This is a genomic window from Rhizobium sp. WYCCWR10014 (assembly GCF_001657485.1).
Lineage (GTDB): Bacteria > Pseudomonadota > Alphaproteobacteria > Rhizobiales > Rhizobiaceae > Rhizobium.
On record NZ_LXFU01000037.1, the window covers coordinates 302591 to 319391 of the forward strand.

The window sequence follows — 16801 nt, forward strand, 5'->3', positions numbered from 1 at the left end:
TAGAGATAGGGCGGGCATGCCGCCAACCCAAGGCCCGGAACACCACCTTTGCTGAAGTCTCGCTCCCTTAGAATTCGAAGCGCGGCGATAGCGGACTGAGTATCGCCGTTTTCGCCACCACCGGCCAGTGACGTGCAAGCGCATCCGCAACTGTTTCGACCAGCCTAGCGATATCGTCGCCGGCGGAGGCATGCAGGGCCTCGGCAACGATCAGCACCGAGCACGTCGTCTCCCGCACCGCCGAAAGCCCGCTCTGCCGGTTCGTCCAGCGCCGCGCATGTGCCCTGTGCTCATCGTCTGCGAAGATCACTTCGTTCACCTCCGGATGCTCGATTTCACCGCCGAAGGTCAGATAGGTCTCGTCACCCTTGGCTCGCCGGACTTCGAGATCGCCAGCGATCTTTTCAGCGTCGAAGACGGCGATCGGAATGGCGAAGGCGAGCGAAATCGCATTGCAGAGATCGATGAGCGGATGCAGGCGCGGCAGCGCATATTCCTGGCGGAAGCGGCGCAGCAGCGCCTCGGAAGCGCAGCGATATTGCGTCGGCTTCAGCCCCATGCGGGAAAAGCCGCGCCGCCAAGCCTGGATTTCAGGGAATTCGCCTTCCTGCGCTTTGGCCAGGCGGCCCTCGGCGATCGCGTTGAAGTCTGCGATCGCCGCCTCGACATCGGCACCCGCATGGATGCCTCCCGCATGCAGCGCGCCGGCGCGAAGCTCCGGAAAGGCCTGCCATAGGGCATCGGAATGGCTGAACTGCATGATCTATCTCCCCCCGGCAAGTTTGACGGTGCGGTTCCCGGCAAAGGCAAGTCCGAGCACGGCCGCAAGCACGCAGGCGATGCCGGCGATCTGGCTGAGCCCGACCGGCTCACCAAGGATGATGAAGGCAAGCATGACGGCGGAAACCGGCGCCAGCGCGGTGAAGAGCGCGGCCTCCGTGCCGCTCACCCTTTCTGCCCCCGCATACCACAGCAGAAATCCGCCGACTGTCGGCACCAGCGCATAATAGACGACGGCGGCGACAGCGCTTGTCGAAATGCCATGTGCGAAAGGCGCTTCGAAAATGGCCGGGATGGCGGCGACGATGAAGCCGATGCCGGTCATCAGCGCCGACTGGGCAAGCGGCGCAATCTCCGTCTTCAGCTTCTTGTTCAGCAGGATGAACAGTCCCTCGCAGACGACCGCCAGGAAGATCAATGCATTGCCGGAGAGCGATCCTCCGGCCGCATCCGGCGTGAAGGCGATCGATAGCACGCCTGCCGTCGCAAGCGCCACGGCCAGAAGCAGGGCACGCTGCGGCCGTTCGCGAAGCAGCAGGATGGAGATTGCGGCCGACACGACCGGCAGCGTGCCGACGATGACGCCGGCATCGGCCGCCGAGGTCAGGCTGAGGCCGGAAATCAGCAGCGTCGTATAACCGACACTGCCGGCCCCCGCCTGGATTAGCAGAATGAGGCGGTCTTCCCTGCAGAGTTTCGGCAGCCGCGCGCCAGTCGCCCGCATCAGCAGGAGCAAGACAGGAAAGGCGATGGCGAAGCGCAATGCGGTGGCGCCGAACGGCGGCAGACCCGACGCGATGAGTTTGCTTGCGATCACAGTGCTTCCGACTGTCAGCATCGCCAGCGCCAGATAGAAAAACCCAAGAACCTGTCTCGACATTCAGCGTCTCCTGTTGGAAGCGCCGAGAAAACAGCAGGGATGGATCAGGGTCTTGAACGAAATTGCAGGCACAAAACAAAGAACTAAAGCGCGGCGGCCAGCCCCGTCCTTCGAGGCCCCTTACGGGGCACCTCAGGATGAGGCTGGAGAGAGGTGGCAGCCGGCGGTACCCACGATCAGCCCTCATCTTGAGGCGCGCAGGCTGCAGGCCGGAGCCTCGAAGGACGAGGGCGGGTGGCTGTACCTCAAGCACGGAGGACTGATCTCTCCATCACCTACCCGACATCCTGCTGATCGAAACCCCGGCATCCGCCAGCATCGCCGTGCCGGTGACGAAGCTCGACATGCCGGCATCGCTCAGAGAAAAGCGCCGGCATAGAGGCGCGGCGACAGACCGTATTTGCGCACGAAGACACGCGTCATGTGGCTCTGGTCGGCAAAGCCGCTGGCAAAAGCCGCTTCCGCAAGCGGCATGCCCTGAGCGATCAGCCGGCGGGCGATATGGATGCGGGCCTGGACGAGATAGGCGTGCGGCGTCAGGCCGGTCGCCCTGGCAAAACCGCGCAGCACCTGGAAGCGGCTGAGGCCGCTTTCTTTGGAGAGATCGGCAAGCGAGACGGCGGCAAGCGGATCGTCGTCGATCAGGTTTCGAGCCGCGCGGATCGACGCCGGCACCAGCGGCCGCTCTTCGCTACCAGAACACTCCCGCATGACATCGGCGACGAGTTGCAGAAGCAGTTCCTCGCAGAGCAGCTCCGCCGCCGCCCTGCCGCCGGTCACCGCGTCAAACAGCATTTCGAAGCGGGCGGCGATCACCGCATTGCGGATGACAGGATGCGGGATTTCCGATCGCCCTGCCCCGCTTTCGCTGATCTCTTGCGACAGACCGCTGACGATGGCGGGATCGAAATAGAGGATGCGCCACGACCGCCCCTCGCCGATCGGCGCGCCGTCATGCACTTCGTTCGGATTGACCGTGATGATGTCGCCGGCCTCAGCCTCCACCATGCCGCGGCCGCTGAGCGACGACTGCGCACCGGCGGACATCAAGCCGATGCCGAATTGCTCATGCGTGTGCCGGTCGAAGCTGTGAGGCGTTTCTGCTTCCACCGCTTCGACGCCAGCCAGCGCCGAGCGCAACATCCTGAATTGGTTCTTCGCCATCGTCTGTCCACAGATCCGATCACCGGGCACTTTGCCAGCCGCTTGGACATGACGCAATCGTTGCAGCCTGGAGGCCTAAAAGAACTCATCGAGCAGCTGATAGTATTCGAGCCGAGCCGGATCAGTGGCCGGCATGCCATAGCGATCAAGGAAGGGCTGCACCAGCGCCTCGCCGAAATTATGGGCGATGCTGCGGCAGGCGAGCGCGATATCCTGGTGGCGGTCGGCGACACCGAGCCGGCTGCAGTCGATATAACCCGAAAATCCCTCTTCCGATGCGATGAAATTCGGCAGGCAGGCGTCGCCGTGGGTGACGACGAGATCCTCGCCTTCCGGCCTTTTCCGCTCGAGTTCGGCAAACAAGGCTTCAGCACTCTTTCCAAGCCGCGTCTCGTCAAAATCGGTCTCGTCGACGATGCCGGCCTGCATCCGCGCTTTTGCGGCCGCGATACGTCTCTCCAGCCGATGATCGAACGGGCAGGATGCGATCGGCAGGCGATGCAGGTCAAGAAGTCCCGCCGCCAGCAGCTCGACCCGCGCAAGCGGCATCAGCACTGATGCACTGGCGAGATCACTCCCGGACAGCGCACTGATCAGCAGCCGGTTGTGCACACCGTCACTGTCCTCTGCAATGATATCGGGACAGGACAGACCGCAAGTCTTGAGCCAGCGAAGCCTGGCTGCCTCGTCGGCGAGTTCGCCGAAAGCACCAGCCTCTTCGACCTTCAGATAAAGCGTCGGCAATCCGGGAGCTTCCAGCCGAAAAACGCTCGCGGCCGAACGACCGAGCGCATCGCGTTCGAACCGGTAACCGGCTAGGCGGGCATCAAGTGCGCCCGCTGACAACGGTTGATCCTCTTGTGAAATCGACATGATATCCGCGCCATTGACGCTGCCGTATTATCGCGACAAGGCGACGCACTACAAGCGGCACGATCAGTCAGCGCACATCGGCACTGAACCTTCGGAGACCTCAATGAACGGTGTCGGCGGGGGCAGCTTCGAGCAGGATTTCGAAAGCCTCTTCCAGAGCAGCCACAAGAATATCGGTCAGTTCATCGCCCTTGTTTTCCAGGAACAGCGTGCTCACGGCCTCGTCCTGACGCTCAAAGAAACGCTCGATCTCATTCGACATATCATTGTCCTCTTCTTCACCGGATCATCACGGCCATGGGAAGAAGCTAGGTAGGGTTGCTTGCGCGTGGCTGTTGCCGGTGAGACGCAATCCAGGATCACGAGGACTAGTCACGAATTTCATATTTCGCATACTGACTGCGGGGGATCAATCCACCAACCTCGTGGGCAAACGACACGACTTTCGTCGCTTCCTCATCCACCTCGCACCGGAAACGAACCTGGTACCAGCCCTTGACTGTGCCAAAGGCGGCATCCCTTACATCAAGGATGGTACCGGCTCGCAATCCAAAACTAGGCAATGCGGACGGGAAATAAGGCGGCGAACCGTGAACGAGTTGGCCCTGAAGCTCGGTGGTGCAAAGCGTGGCCACTCGATCTTTGCGTGGAAGACCACTGACCGCAGTTTGCGCAAACAAACTGCCATCTTCCGTCCGTGAAAACAGCGTTTTTGCCTTGGGCAGATCGTCTTTAGCTATCACTTTCGGTTTCTCAGCGGTCTGCTGCTCCGGCGGCTTGGTCTGCTCGATACTTGTATTGGCTTCGCCGGAGACGTCTGTCGGCGGCCCATTGCGCTCCGGAGAAACTTCAGTCGTCGCGACCTCCGGAAGCTTCACATCGTCCGGCACCGGCTTTGACGGAGGCTCCTCAGTTTTTGGTTTTTCTGCAGCAGTCTTTGTCGGCATCTGCGCCGGGTCGGCATCGTGCTGCGGCGGAGTTGTTGCGGGTTTGGTTTCGCCCTGAGAAGAATTTCCCGCCAACGACTTTTCGGGGCCACTATTCCTGTCGCCAAACTCGATGACAGGGCTCAGAGTCGGCATGGGCCTCGGCTTAGCTTGCTCGGGAGTCTTGCTGGCCGGCGGCGGAGGTGGTGGCGGTGGCGGTGGCGGAGGTGGTTCCTTCTTCGCCTCTTCCGGCGGCTTCGGTTCCGGTGGCTTTTCCTCGGGCTTGGGCTCCGGCTTCTTCTCCTCCGGCGGAGGAACGAGCTCCACCTTCACGCTCTCGTCTTCGACAGGCTTCGGCTCGATCTTCGGCAGCCCGAAAATGAGAAGAGCAACGATAGGAATATGGGCAGCAACGGACGCAACGACGCCCCAGCGGATTTCAGGCCGCTGCTTTCCCGTTTCGTGCTGCGCTTCCGCCGGTTCTACGTCTTCTTCTGTCACAGCAGCGATGTGGCCTCTAAAGCCGGCAGCATCAAGCCACAAAAGAAAAAAACCGCGTGATCGAGCAGCAATGGGAGCTATTGATCGGCGGCTCCGTCCTCGGCCAACAGATTGTGCTCCTGCCATTCACCTTGCGGAATGGCATCGCCGACGAGGAAGGCGAAGGAGACGACCTTGCCGGAGCCGGCATCGAGCTCGCATTTGAACTGGATGTTGTACCATTTTCGTTTGCTGCGGAAAGCGCCGCCCTTCACCTCGACCCTATTGCCACTGACCTTCTCCGCCGCCATCGCATAGGGCGCAAGCGCATCCGGCGCCGTGGCCGGCTGCGCCCGGCGGACCTGCTCCAGCGCCTCGAGATCACAGAGCTGCAGATTGCGCTCGCTGCCAGCAAGGCCGCGCAACGCCTCGCGGGCGCGGCGGCTGCGGGGATCGGCAAGGACCTTGTCGGAAAACAGCTGCCTTGCCTCGACGAATTCAGCCGGCTTTGGCACCGGCAAAGTGATCGGTGCCACAGAAGGCATTGCCGCAGCAGGCGGATTATTTGCAACCGGCGCCGCCGGCTCGGCTTCGGGTTCTGCGACCTCGGGCTTAGCCTGTTCCGGCGAAGGCGCTATGATGGGCTCAGGCATTTTCAGCGATTCCGCGGCCTGAGGGACGATCTCCACCGAGAGACCGTCATCCGGCAATGGCAGCGGCGGCTCGGCCTTCGGCAACAGCAGCAGAAGGAGCAGGATCGCGATGGCATGCAGAGCGAACGACGCCGTAGCGCCCCACCGGATCCCGTCATCCCACTTGCCCGCCGCCAGTTCCATCGGTCAGGAAGCGGCTGTCGGACGATCGATGACGATCATGAAACTGAGGAGCGCTTTCATCATGAGCTTGCCGAAAAGTCGGGCCGGAGCCTGCCGCGGAAATTGAAGCACACCGCGACACTGCCAGCGCAGCGAGTGCTCCGCAACATCTAAGATCGACGATCTCTGGCTCCGGCTACCCGAGCGAGCCGATGAGATCCCGGTAGGCGGCCTCCGGGAATGCCTTCAGCGTCTCCGTGCGGACATTGCCGCCCATCGCCAGCGAGAGGGTAAAATGCGCCATGACGGCGTCATCGGGCGCCTCGCAGACGGCGACCATGTCATGCCCGCCCATCGTCAGATAGAACTGGTTGAAGGAGCCGCCGACGCTGGTGAGCAATTTCTTCGCCGCATCGAGCCGTTTTGCCGAGTCGCGCACATTGCGGATGCCCTGATCCGTCCAATTGATCAAAAGAATGTAAGTGGTCATGTCGCACCTCCCAGAGCAGGATGCCGAAAAGTGTCAGCGGTTTTCGGACGACATCACGCTCTATTTTTGGGTGTAGATCCGAATTCAGATTTTGGCCGGTCAGGCCTAAAATTATTCGGATCTAGGGAGGACTGGCCCATGCAGGCATACATCGACCCTCGGTCGCGCGTTGCGATGCCTTCCCCCGTGGCCGGATTATAGGCTTGTCACCATGGAGGGACAAGAAAGGCGCCAGGATCATTGGTATTAATCAGGAAAAGCAAAAGCCGGGCATAAAGCCCGGCTTTTCCAATCAGAACGGCGTGGCCGAAGCCTTAGCTGTCGAGGAAGCTTCTCAGCTTTCTAGAGCGGCTCGGATGCTTCAGCTTGCGCAGCGCCTTCGCCTCGATCTGGCGGATACGTTCGCGGGTGACCGAGAACTGCTGGCCGACTTCTTCGAGCGTGTGGTCGGTGTTCATGCCGATGCCGAAGCGCATGCGCAGAACACGTTCTTCGCGTGGCGTCAGCGAGGCGAGAACACGGGTCGTCGTTTCGCGCAGGTTCGCCTGGATGGCGGCGTCGATCGGCAGCAGCGCGTTCTTGTCCTCGATGAAATCGCCAAGATGCGAATCCTCTTCGTCACCCACCGGGGTTTCGAGCGAAATCGGCTCCTTGGCGATCTTCAGGACCTTCCGGACCTTTTCAAGCGGCATGGCAAGCTTTTCGGCCAGCTCTTCCGGCGTCGGCTCGCGGCCTATCTCGTGCAGCATCTGGCGCGATGTGCGGACGATCTTGTTGATCGTCTCTATCATATGCACCGGAATGCGGATCGTGCGGGCCTGGTCGGCGATCGAACGGGTGATCGCCTGACGGATCCACCATGTCGCATAGGTCGAGAACTTGTAGCCGCGGCGGTATTCGAACTTGTCGACCGCTTTCATCAGGCCGATATTGCCTTCCTGAATGAGGTCGAGGAACTGCAGGCCGCGGTTCGTGTACTTCTTGGCGATGGAGATGACCAGGCGAAGGTTCGCTTCGACCATTTCCTTCTTGGCGATGCGCGCTTCGCGCTCGCCCTTCTGCACCATATGGACGATGCGGCGGAATTCTGAGATCGAGATACCGGTTTCGGTCGCCAGATTCTGGATTTCCTGGCGGATGTCGCGGATCGTCGTGTTTTCGCCCCTGGCGAATTCCTTCCAGCCGCGGGCAGCCAGATTGCCGATCGACTTCATCCAGTTCGGATCGAGCTCGGCGCCCTGGTACTGCTCCAGGAAGGAGTCGCGCTTGACGCCGTAGGATTCGGCCAGACGCAGCAGGCGGCCCTCGTTGGAAACGAGGCGCTTGTTGATGTCGTAGAGCTGCTCGACGAGGGCGTCGATGCGGTTCTGGTTCAAGGACAGAGATTTGACGGCCTTGATGAGCTCATCTTTGAGTTCCTTGTAGCGGCGCTCCTGGGCAGTGGACAGCGTGCCGGAAGCCGACAGCCGCTGCTCGACCTGCTGGTCCTGCAGCTTGCGCAGCTTCTTGTAGGTCTCGGCGATCGTATCCAGCGTCTCCATCACCTGCGGGCGAAGCTCGGCTTCCATCGCCGCCAGCGAAAGGTTGGATTCGTCCTCGTCCTCTTCCTCCTCCTCGGGAGGCAGGCCTTCGCCGCCGACATCGGTGATGTCGTCGTCGCCGGAGCGGGCGCGACGGGTCTTTTCCTTCTCTTCTGCCAGCTTGCGATCGGCTTCGATCTTTTCCGGGCTCTGGAACTGCGGCGCAGCCTTGGCTTCAGGGCCGGAATAGGTCGTTTCGAGATCGATGATCTCGCGCAGCAGCGTCGTGCCTTCGTTGAGTTCGTCGCGCCAGATGATCAGCGCCTGGAAGGTCAGCGGGCTTTCGCAGAGACCCGCGATCATCGTCTCGCGGCCGGCCTCGATGCGCTTGGCGATCGCGATTTCGCCCTCGCGGGAAAGAAGCTCCACCGAGCCCATCTCGCGCAGGTACATGCGAACCGGATCGTCGGTACGGTCGGTCGGTTCTTTTTTCTTGGCGGTCGCCAGCGCCGTGCCGCTCGAAGGCGCGAGTTCGCCGCCTTCGCTCTCCTCGTCGCTGCCGGCATCGTCGTCATCGCTGCTGCCGGAAGCACCGGCTTCCTCGGCTTCCTCGTCTTCGATGACGTTGATGCCCATGTCGGACAGCATCGACATCGTGTCTTCGATCTGCTCGGACGTCACTTCTTCGGACGGCAGGACCGCGTTGAGCTCGTCCATGGTCACATAGCCGCGCTTCTTGGCGGCTTTGATCATCTTCTTGACCGCGTCGTCGGAAAGATCGAGAAGGGGGCCGTCGCTTGCGCCGTCGCGTTCGACTTCCGCGTCTTCGTTCTCTTTGACCTTGGTTGCCATTTATATCGTCGCCTTCCTGACGCTATCCAATCTCGCTACGGTGAACGGGCTGTCTCAGGGCCTGACGCGCCGCACGCGCCGCCCTCGAATCACCTTTGCCCACCTAACGGGATGACATTTAAAGCCTGATTAACCACGATTACCGGCACCGGACAGCAAAGCTTTCTTGCTCTTGGATTTCCGGCCATGGTTGCGCGATCCGCCTTGACCCAGTTCACCATTCAACAAGTCGAACGGTGATTCCCACATTTTTTGTTCTCGTCAAGCTTTTCCAGAAAAAAAGCCCACAAAAATACGGAAAAAGCCTTATCCACAGGCTTCGAACCGCGGCAGCGATTGCGAACCCTTATTTAAGATGCGGCGAACAAAAGACAAGGGCAGCAAATATTTTGCCCGGGATACCCGTCATTTCCGCCATTTCTGCGGTTGTGCCGACGACATATGCGCCTTTGGCGTGAGGCTCTTGGCCTAACGCGCCGCGCCGTCATACGCCGTCACCTTCAGCGCACCGAGATCGACCGCCGGGATGCAGCGCAGATTGATCGAGGCCATCGCCGAGCCGTCCGGGGCCACGCCTTCGCCGAACGGTGCAATGCCGCAATTGGCGCAGAAGTGATGCCGGATGACATGCCGGTTGAAAGTATAGGTGGAGAGATTGTCCTCCGCCGTTGTCAGCACCAGCTTCTCGCGCGGCACGAAGGCGAGAAGTCCGCCGCGCCTGCGGCAAAGCGAACAATTGCAGTCGAGCGCCTCGGTGAATTCGCCTTCGACTTCGAAAGCCACGTTGCCGCAATGGCAGCTTCCTTCATAGAGCATGTCGTCTCCTCACATCCAGTCCATCACTACCTTGCCGGAATTGCCCGACCGCATCGCCTCGAAACCGTCGCGGAAGTCGTCAATGCCGATCCGGTGGGTGATGATGGGCGCGAGATCGAGGCCGCCCTGGACGAAAGCGATCATCTTGTACCAGGTCTCGAACATCTCGCGGCCATAGATGCCCTTGAGATTGAGCATCTTGAAGATCACCTTGTTCCAGTCGATCTCGAAGCCCGCCGGCGCGATGCCGAGGATGGCGATCTTGCCGCCATTGTTCATTTTGTCGATCATGTCGCGGAAGGCAGGTGCGGCCCCCGACATTTCGAGGCCGACGTCGAAACCCTCCGTCATGCCGATCGACTTCATGACGTCGGTGAGGTTTTCCTTCGATGCGTCGACGACGTGATCGATACCGAGCTTGCGCGCCAGCTCCAGCCGGTGTGGATTGATATCGGTGATGACGACCTTGCGGGCGCCGGATCGCTTGGCGACGAGCGCGCCCATGATGCCGATCGGCCCGGCGCCGGTGACGAGCACGTCCTCGCCGACGAGATCGAAGGAAAGCGCAGTGTGCACGGCATTGCCGAACGGATCGAAGATCGCGGCAATCTCGTCGGAAATATCATCCGGGATCGGCACGACATTGCTTTCGGGAATGCAGACGAATTCGCCGAACGAACCCGGCCGGTTGACGCCGACACCGAGCGTGTTGCGGCAGAGATGCCCCCTGCCCGCCCGGCAGTTGCGGCACTTGCCGCAGACGATATGCCCCTCGCCGGAGACCCGCTCGCCGACATGATAGCGGGTGACCGCAGAACCGATCTCGGCGATCTCGCCGGAGAATTCATGGCCGACCACCATCGGCACCGGAATGGTCTTCTGCGCCCACTGGTCCCAGTTCCAGATATGGACGTCGGTGCCGCAGATCGCCGATTTCTTCACCCGGATCAGCACATCGTTCGGCCCGACCTCGGGCACCGGCACATTCTCCATCCAGAGCCCGACTTCCGGTTTCGCTTTGACCAGCGCCTTCATCATGTTCGACATATCTGTATTCCTTGGCCCCGTATCTGTCGCAGCCCCTCATCCGCCTGCCGGCACCTTCTCCCCGCAAGCGGGGCGAAGGGATATGCAGCACCGGCTTCCTTCCCCTCGACGCTGCGTTTGGCAGGTCCCCTCTCCCCGCTGGCGGGGAGAGGGTTAGGGTGAGGGGCAAGCCCTATTCTCAAATCCCACTCAAATCACACCCAGTTCCCGCCCTGTCTCGGCAAAGGCCGCGATCGCCCGCTCGACGTCCGCCCGCGAATGCGCCGCCGACATCTGCGTGCGGATGCGGGCCTGGCCTTTCGGCACGACAGGGAAGGAGAAGCCGATCACATAGATCCCCTTCTTCAGCATCAGGCCGGCCATATCCTGGGCGAGTTTGGCGTCACCCAGCATGACGGGGATGATCGGATGGCCTTCGCCGGCAAGCGTGAAGCCGAGCTTGGTCATTTCTGTGCGGAACAGATCGGCATTGTCCGAAAGCCGCTTGCGCAGGGCATCGCCGTTTTCGATAAGGTCGAACACCTTGAGCGAGGCGGCGGCGATGACGGGCGCCAGCGTGTTCGAGAACAAATAGGGCCGCGAGCGCTGCCGCAACCATTCGACGACTTCCGTCTTGGCGGAGGTATAGCCGCCCGAGGCGCCGCCGAGCGCCTTGCCGAGCGTGCCGGTGATGATGTCGATCCGGCCCTCGACGCCGCAATATTCCGGCGACCCACGGCCGTTCTTGCCGACGAAGCCGACCGCATGGCTGTCATCGACCATGACCATCGCCCCGTATTTCTCGGCGAGATCGCAGACACCGCCCAAATTGGCGATGATGCCGTCCATCGAGAAGACGCCGTCCGTGGCGACCAGCTTGAAGCGGCTGCCTTCGGCCTTTTTCAGTTCTTCTTCCAACGCCGCCATATCGTTGTTGGCGTAGCGGAAACGCTTGGCCTTCGAAAGCCTGACGCCGTCAATGATCGAGGCGTGGTTCAGCGCGTCCGAGATGATTGCGTCCTCTTCCGACAGCAACGTTTCGAACAGGCCACCATTGGCGTCGAAGCAGGAGGAATAGAGGATCGTGTCCTCCATGCCGAGGAAGGAGGAGATGCGCGCTTCGAGCTGCTTATGCTCTTCCTGCGTGCCGCAGATGAAGCGCACCGAAGCCATGCCGTAGCCGTAGCGGTCGAGCGCCTGCTTGCCGGCCTCGGCCAGTTCCTCGTTGTCGGCAAGGCCGAGATAGTTGTTGGCGCAGAAATTCAGCACCCGCTCGCCGGTGGAAATCGCGATCTCGCCCGCCTGCTTGGAACTGATGACGCGCTCGGATTTGTAGAGGCCGGCATCCTTCAGCGCTGAGATCTCGTTGCTGAGATGGGAGAGAAATTGCGAGGTCATGGACGGCCTTTCCCAGAGATTTCCGTTTTGCCCGCCGGGTTAGCATATTGCCGCCGGCTTGTCTTCTTCAGCGCTGGACCGCAATCAGCAGGAACATCGGCCGGTCCATCTCCTCCGCCCAATCGGGATTGTCGCGCAATTCCTGATCGTTCGGGCTCCACTCCTCGACATGGCGAAGGGCAAAGCCGGCCGCGATCAAGCTGTTGAGCGTCGTGCCGAGCTTGCGGTGCTGCTTGACGACACCCTTGGCGAGCCAGTCGGTGGTGCGTGGACCTTCGACGGAATAGCGGTCGAGCGGCCAGATGCGCCGCCCCTCGGCATCGGCCGCCCAGGCCGGGTTGGTCGGCGCCATGAAGATCGGATGCTCCATGGTGAAGACGAATTGCGATCCCGGTAAAAGCGCGCGATAGACGGTCGCGACGAGACCGGCGAAATCCTCGATATAATGCAGCGCCAGCGAGCTGTAGGCGAAATCGAAAGAAGCTTGAGCAAGCGTCAGATGCTCGAGATCGGCGATCTCGTAGGTGATCACGGCTTCAGCCGTATCGGCCCTCGCTCTGGCGATCATCTTTTCCGAGATGTCGAGCGCCAGCACGCTGGCAGCACCCTGGCTCACGGCGAAACGCGAAAACCAGCCGAAGCCGCAGCCGAGATCGACAACCCGCCTGCCGGCAAGATCGGGCAGCAACGCGCGTACCGCCGGCCACTCGGACGCTCCGTCGAGACCATGGACGGAGCGGCGCATCTGACTGTATCCATGAAAGAATTCCGGCTTGTCGTAGATATTCTGCGCCATCAGCTCTCCCCTCTGGGCAAGCATCTACCATGCTCCCTCGCCCGACCTCAAGGATCAGCGAACCCGCTTAGCCGTTATCCTGCGCCAGGATGATCTCCAGGAAGGCATCGCCGTAGCGTTCGAGCTTCGCCTGCCCGACACCTGATATGGCGAGCAATTCCTTGCGGCTGCGCGGCTTCTCGGTTGCGAAGGCGATCAGCGTCGTATCGGGAAAGACGACATAGGGCGGTACGCCGAGCGATTTCGCGATCGCCATGCGCTCGGCCCGCAGTGCCTCGAAGAGACTGCCGTCGGCGCCTGACAGTCCCGATTTGCGCTCGCTGCGCTCTGCCTTGTTCGTGCGACGCTCCGAGGCCGGCCGGTCCTTGCGGAAGAACACCTGCCCCTCGTGTTTGAAGACGGCGCGCGCCTCCGGCTCCAGCTTTAGCGCCCCGTAAGCCTCATGATCGACACGGATCAGTCCCATGGCGAGCAACTGGCGCAAGACCGACTGCCAGACGCGCGCCGGAATATCCTTGCCGGCCCCGAAGACCGGCATTTCGGCATGGCCGAAACGTTCGGTCTTTTCGTTGACGTTGCCGAGGAGCACATCGACGACATGGCCAGCGCCGAAACGCTCGCCGGTGCGATAGACGGCGGCCAGCGCCTTGATTGCCGCCTCGGTGCCCTCCCAGGTCTCGACAGGCTTCAGGCAGGTGTCGCAATTGCCGCATTGTCCGGCATGCGCCTCGCCGAAATGGGCAAGGATTGCCTGGCGGCGACAGGAGGCGGTCTCGCAGATCGCCAGCAATGCGTTGAGCTTGGCGCGTTCGACCCGCTTGATCTCCGCGGCGGCATTGCCCTCGTCGATCATCCGGCCCCGCTGGATGACGTCGGCCATGCCGTAGGCCATCCAGACCTCGGACGGCAGACCGTCGCGGCCGGCGCGCCCGGTCTCCTGATAATAGGCTTCCACCGAACCCGGCAGGTCGAGATGGGCGACATAACGCACGTTCGGCTTGTCGATACCCATGCCGAAGGCGACGGTGGCAACCAGGCAAAGATTCTCTTCTTTCAGGAAAGCATCCTGATTGGCGTCACGAACCGCCCTGTCCATGCCTGCATGATAGGCAAGCGCGCGAATGCCCTGCCCGTTCAGCCATTCGGCCGTATCCTCGACCTTGGCGCGCGACAGGCAATAGACGATGCCGCTGTCGCCCTTGTGGCCGGACAGGAACCGCAGCAGCTGCTGGCGCGGCTGGTCACGCTCGACGATCTCGTAGGCGATGTTCGGGCGGTCGAAGCTGGTGGTGAAGATCCGGGCTGTATCCAAACCCAGCCGCTCGATCATGTCGTCGCGCGTATGCGGATCGGCCGTCGCCGTCAGCGCCACCCTGGGCACACCGGGATATTGCTCGCCAAGCCGGCCGAGCTCGCGATATTCCGGCCGGAAGTCATGGCCCCATTGCGAGACGCAATGGGCCTCGTCAATCGCAAACAGCGCGATCTTCTCGTTGGCGATCAGCTCGCGGAAACCATCCGTCAGAATACGCTCGGGCGTCACGTAGAGAAGGTCGAGCTGGCCCGCCGAAAGCGCGCGGCGAACCTCGACGAACTCCTCCCGCGACAGCGACGAATTAAGCGCTGCCGCCCGGATGCCAAGCTGCTTCATCGCCTCGACCTGATCGCGCATCAGCGCGATCAGCGGCGAAACGACGATGCCGACGCCGTCGCGGCAGAGCGCCGGGATCTGGAAACACAGCGATTTGCCGGCACCTGTGGGAAAGAGCACGACCGCATCGCCGCCTGAAACCAGATGCTCGACCACCTGCTGCTGCTTGCCGCGGAAGGAGGAATAGCCGTAGACCTGCTTGAGGATATCGAGCGGCGAGCGGCCGGAAGAAAGCAGCGCGCCGGAAGCGGAAAAGCCCGGTTCATTGCGTTCGGTCAGCGACATCAGTGGTTCGCCGCCCCTTTGACACGGCCGGAAAGCACGCCGAAACCATCGATGATCGCCTCCTGGTTCTCAAGGCGCACCCCTTCGAAATGCACTTCCTGCTGCGCTCGCATCAGCTGAACGATCGCCTCGCCGTCGCCGGCTTCGGTCGCCAGCGCGATCTCGCGCTCGAGCTCGATCTTCTGCCGGCGCAGCGCCTTCGCCCGCTTGTGGGAGGCCAGCGCCTGCCGGTATCCCTCACGCGCATCCTCCATCGCCGCCTCCTCGGTCGCGATCCACAGCCGGGCATTGCGCACCTGCTGGTCGAGGCTCTTGATGAGCGGACCGAAGCCTTCGAATTCCAGCCTTTCGGTCAGATATTCGCGTGTCAGATGCGGGCCGGCGACGGCTGCGGCCGCTCCCAGCATCGCCGACCAGAGCCGCTGCAGCTCGCGGCTGTCATATTCGATCGCGGCGATCTCGTCATAATCGTCGATCATCAGCGAGGGGTGATTGACGACGGTCAGCGCCAGCACGCTTTCCCGCAGCGCCGTATTGTTCTGGTGGCCGCGCACGGGGCCTGAGCGCGCGAGCCTTTCGGAAATGACGCTCGGGCTTTTCGGCCCGGCCTTGCCCGCATTGTCGCGGCCCGTCCGGTAATTGCCGTTGCCGTTGAAGCCGCCGCGGCGATCGCCATTATTGCGGTTCTGGAACTGCGGCTGGAAGAAGGCGTTCAGCCGGTCGCGAATATCCTGCTGGTAGTGACGGCGCACGTTCTCGTCGGCGATGACGGCGACCAGTTGCTTCAGCCGCGCCTCGAGTTCGGCACGCGCCTCCGGCGTGTCGAACTTGCCGGTGTTGACCTCCCGGCTCCACAGCATCTCAGACAGCGGCTTTGCCTGGCTCATCACCTTGTCGAAAGGCGCGCGCCCGTCATCGCGCACGAGATCGTCGGGATCCTTGCCATCGGGCAGAAGCGCGAAGCGAACGGAACGGCCGGGCTTCAGATGCGGCAACGCCAGTTCGGCGGCGCGATTGGCGGCGCGGATGCCGGCGCCGTCGCCGTCGAAGCAGAGCACCGGCTGCGGCACCATCTTCCAGAGCAGCTCGAGCTGGTTTTCGGTGAGCGCCGTGCCGAGCGGCGCGACGGCATTCTCGATGCCCGCCTGATGCAGCGCGATCACGTCCATATAGCCTTCGACGGCGATGATGGTGCCGGTCGCATTGTCGTCCTGAGGATCGCCGCGGCCCGGTCCCTGGATCGCGCGCCGCGCACGGGCGAAATTGTAAAGGACATTGCCCTTGTGGAAGAGCTCCGTCTCGTTGGAGTTCAGATATTTCGCCGGCGCGTCGGCCGACATGGCGCGGCCGCCGAAGGCAATCACCTTTTCCCGCGACGAAAGGATCGGGAACATGATGCGGTCGCGGAAACGATCGTAGGAAACCGGCACGTTTTCATGGACGACCAGACCGCAGGCCTCGATCTGCTCCTTGGAGACACCCTTGCCGGCGAGGAATTCCTTGAGCGCATTGCGGCTGTCGGGCGCATAGCCGAGACGGAAGGTCTCGATGGTGCGCCCCGTCAATCCGCGGTCGCGCAGATAGGCGCGCGCCCTCGCCCCATTCGCCGTCTGCAGCTGATCCTGGAAAAATTGCGTCGCCATTTCCATGACGTCGATCAGCGAGCCGCGCTCCTTCTCGCGCTTCTCCATGACAGGGTCGGCAAGCGGCATCGGCACGCCGGCCATATCGGCGATCTGCTGCACCGCCTCGGGGAAACTCAGACCTTCAAGTTCTGTCAGGAAGCGGAAATGGTCTCCGGTGACGCCACAGCCGAAGCAGTGGTAGCGGCCCTTTCGGTCCTCGCAGTGGAAGCTCGGCGATTTCTCGCCGTGGAACGGGCAACAGGCCCAGTAATCACCACGCGACACATTGGTCTTGCGCTTGTCCCAGCTCACGCGGCGCGCGATCACGTTCGAAATCGGAACGCGGTCGCGAATATCATCGAGAAAGGTGTTGGAAAAGCGCATTTATACCTCTTGGCCACTCTCCATATAAGCTGCTTTTCCG

General features: G+C 61.9%; 15 protein-coding genes. All 15 read right to left on the reverse strand.

Annotated elements, in window-relative coordinates:
• Positions 1–67: 67 nt before the first annotated feature.
• Complete coding sequence (locus A6U98_RS18310) at positions 68–760, reverse strand: phenylalanine--tRNA ligase beta subunit-related protein (protein ID WP_064651879.1); 693 nt, start codon at positions 758–760, stop codon at positions 68–70.
• A gap of 3 nt (positions 761–763) precedes the next feature.
• Positions 764–1660, reverse strand: a complete 897-nt coding sequence (locus A6U98_RS18315; protein ID WP_064651880.1) for a DMT family transporter — start codon at positions 1658–1660, stop codon at positions 764–766.
• A gap of 357 nt (positions 1661–2017) precedes the next feature.
• Entirely contained in the window at positions 2018–2824 is an 807-nt protein-coding gene (locus A6U98_RS18320; RefSeq protein WP_064651881.1) for an AraC family transcriptional regulator, read from the reverse strand.
• A 75-nt stretch (positions 2825–2899) separates the two neighbouring features.
• On the reverse strand, positions 2900–3697 hold the full coding sequence (locus tag A6U98_RS18325) for an APH(3') family aminoglycoside O-phosphotransferase (protein ID WP_064651882.1): 798 nt from the start codon (positions 3695–3697) through the stop codon (positions 2900–2902).
• 100 nt (positions 3698–3797) lie between these two features.
• A complete protein-coding gene (locus A6U98_RS37200) occupies positions 3798–3959 on the reverse strand; it encodes a hypothetical protein (RefSeq protein WP_197496402.1) in 162 nt (53 codons plus the stop codon).
• Between the two features lie 106 nt (positions 3960–4065).
• Positions 4066–5166 (reverse strand): DUF930 domain-containing protein, encoded by a 1101-nt coding sequence (locus tag A6U98_RS18335; protein ID WP_064651884.1) that lies wholly within the window; start codon positions 5164–5166, stop codon positions 4066–4068.
• A gap of 35 nt (positions 5167–5201) precedes the next feature.
• A complete protein-coding gene (locus tag A6U98_RS18340) occupies positions 5202–5939 on the reverse strand; it encodes a DUF930 domain-containing protein (protein WP_064651885.1) in 738 nt (245 codons plus the stop codon).
• Between the two features lie 175 nt (positions 5940–6114).
• On the reverse strand, positions 6115–6408 hold the full coding sequence (locus tag A6U98_RS18345; protein WP_064651886.1) for a GYD domain-containing protein: 294 nt from the start codon (positions 6406–6408) through the stop codon (positions 6115–6117).
• A gap of 314 nt (positions 6409–6722) precedes the next feature.
• The gene (gene rpoD / locus A6U98_RS18350; protein ID WP_064651887.1) at positions 6723–8780 is read right to left on the reverse strand and encodes an RNA polymerase sigma factor RpoD; all 2058 of its coding nucleotides are present in this window, start codon (positions 8778–8780) and stop codon (positions 6723–6725) included.
• Between the two features lie 468 nt (positions 8781–9248).
• Positions 9249–9596 (reverse strand): GFA family protein, encoded by a 348-nt coding sequence (locus A6U98_RS18355; protein ID WP_064651888.1) that lies wholly within the window; start codon positions 9594–9596, stop codon positions 9249–9251.
• 9 nt (positions 9597–9605) lie between these two features.
• Entirely contained in the window at positions 9606–10643 is a 1038-nt protein-coding gene (gene tdh / locus A6U98_RS18360; RefSeq protein ID WP_064651889.1) for an L-threonine 3-dehydrogenase, read from the reverse strand.
• Between the two features lie 189 nt (positions 10644–10832).
• Positions 10833–12020 carry a glycine C-acetyltransferase gene (locus tag A6U98_RS18365; RefSeq protein ID WP_064651890.1) on the reverse strand — a complete coding sequence of 396 codons (1188 nt, stop codon included), beginning with the start codon at positions 12018–12020 and terminating at the stop codon, positions 10833–10835.
• A gap of 67 nt (positions 12021–12087) precedes the next feature.
• Positions 12088–12816: a class I SAM-dependent methyltransferase gene (locus A6U98_RS18370; RefSeq protein ID WP_064651891.1), complete on the reverse strand. Its 729-nt coding sequence runs from the start codon at positions 12814–12816 to the stop codon at positions 12088–12090.
• Positions 12817–12883: 67 nt separating this feature from the next.
• Positions 12884–14752 carry a DNA helicase RecQ gene (recQ, locus tag A6U98_RS18375; protein ID WP_064651892.1) on the reverse strand — a complete coding sequence of 623 codons (1869 nt, stop codon included), beginning with the start codon at positions 14750–14752 and terminating at the stop codon, positions 12884–12886.
• A complete protein-coding gene (dnaG, locus tag A6U98_RS18380) occupies positions 14752–16761 on the reverse strand; it encodes a DNA primase (protein ID WP_064651893.1) in 2010 nt (669 codons plus the stop codon). Before dnaG ends, recQ begins: the two co-directional genes overlap by 1 nt.
• Between the last annotated feature and the right edge of the window lie 40 nt (positions 16762–16801).

What these genes read in the sequence shown, in the direction of transcription:
- A6U98_RS18370 (WP_064651891.1), bottom strand. Translation starts at nt 12,816, where the DNA reads ATGGCGCAGAATATCTACGACAAGCCGGAATTCTTTCATGGATACAGT.
- dnaG (WP_064651893.1), bottom strand. Translation starts at nt 16,761, where the DNA reads ATGCGCTTTTCCAACACCTTTCTCGATGATATTCGCGACCGCGTTCCG.
- A6U98_RS18325 (WP_064651882.1), bottom strand. Translation starts at nt 3,697, where the DNA reads ATGTCGATTTCACAAGAGGATCAACCGTTGTCAGCGGGCGCACTTGAT.
- recQ (WP_064651892.1), bottom strand. Translation starts at nt 14,752, where the DNA reads ATGTCGCTGACCGAACGCAATGAACCGGGCTTTTCCGCTTCCGGCGCG.
- A6U98_RS18365 (WP_064651890.1), bottom strand. Translation starts at nt 12,020, where the DNA reads ATGACCTCGCAATTTCTCTCCCATCTCAGCAACGAGATCTCAGCGCTG.
- A6U98_RS18315 (WP_064651880.1), bottom strand. Translation starts at nt 1,660, where the DNA reads ATGTCGAGACAGGTTCTTGGGTTTTTCTATCTGGCGCTGGCGATGCTG.
- A6U98_RS37200 (WP_197496402.1), bottom strand. Translation starts at nt 3,959, where the DNA reads ATGTCGAATGAGATCGAGCGTTTCTTTGAGCGTCAGGACGAGGCCGTG.
- A6U98_RS18355 (WP_064651888.1), bottom strand. Translation starts at nt 9,596, where the DNA reads ATGCTCTATGAAGGAAGCTGCCATTGCGGCAACGTGGCTTTCGAAGTC.
- A6U98_RS18345 (WP_064651886.1), bottom strand. Translation starts at nt 6,408, where the DNA reads ATGACCACTTACATTCTTTTGATCAATTGGACGGATCAGGGCATCCGC.
- A6U98_RS18340 (WP_064651885.1), bottom strand. Translation starts at nt 5,939, where the DNA reads ATGGAACTGGCGGCGGGCAAGTGGGATGACGGGATCCGGTGGGGCGCT.
- A6U98_RS18320 (WP_064651881.1), bottom strand. Translation starts at nt 2,824, where the DNA reads ATGGCGAAGAACCAATTCAGGATGTTGCGCTCGGCGCTGGCTGGCGTC.
- rpoD (WP_064651887.1), bottom strand. Translation starts at nt 8,780, where the DNA reads ATGGCAACCAAGGTCAAAGAGAACGAAGACGCGGAAGTCGAACGCGAC.
- A6U98_RS18310 (WP_064651879.1), bottom strand. Translation starts at nt 760, where the DNA reads ATGCAGTTCAGCCATTCCGATGCCCTATGGCAGGCCTTTCCGGAGCTT.
- tdh (WP_064651889.1), bottom strand. Translation starts at nt 10,643, where the DNA reads ATGTCGAACATGATGAAGGCGCTGGTCAAAGCGAAACCGGAAGTCGGG.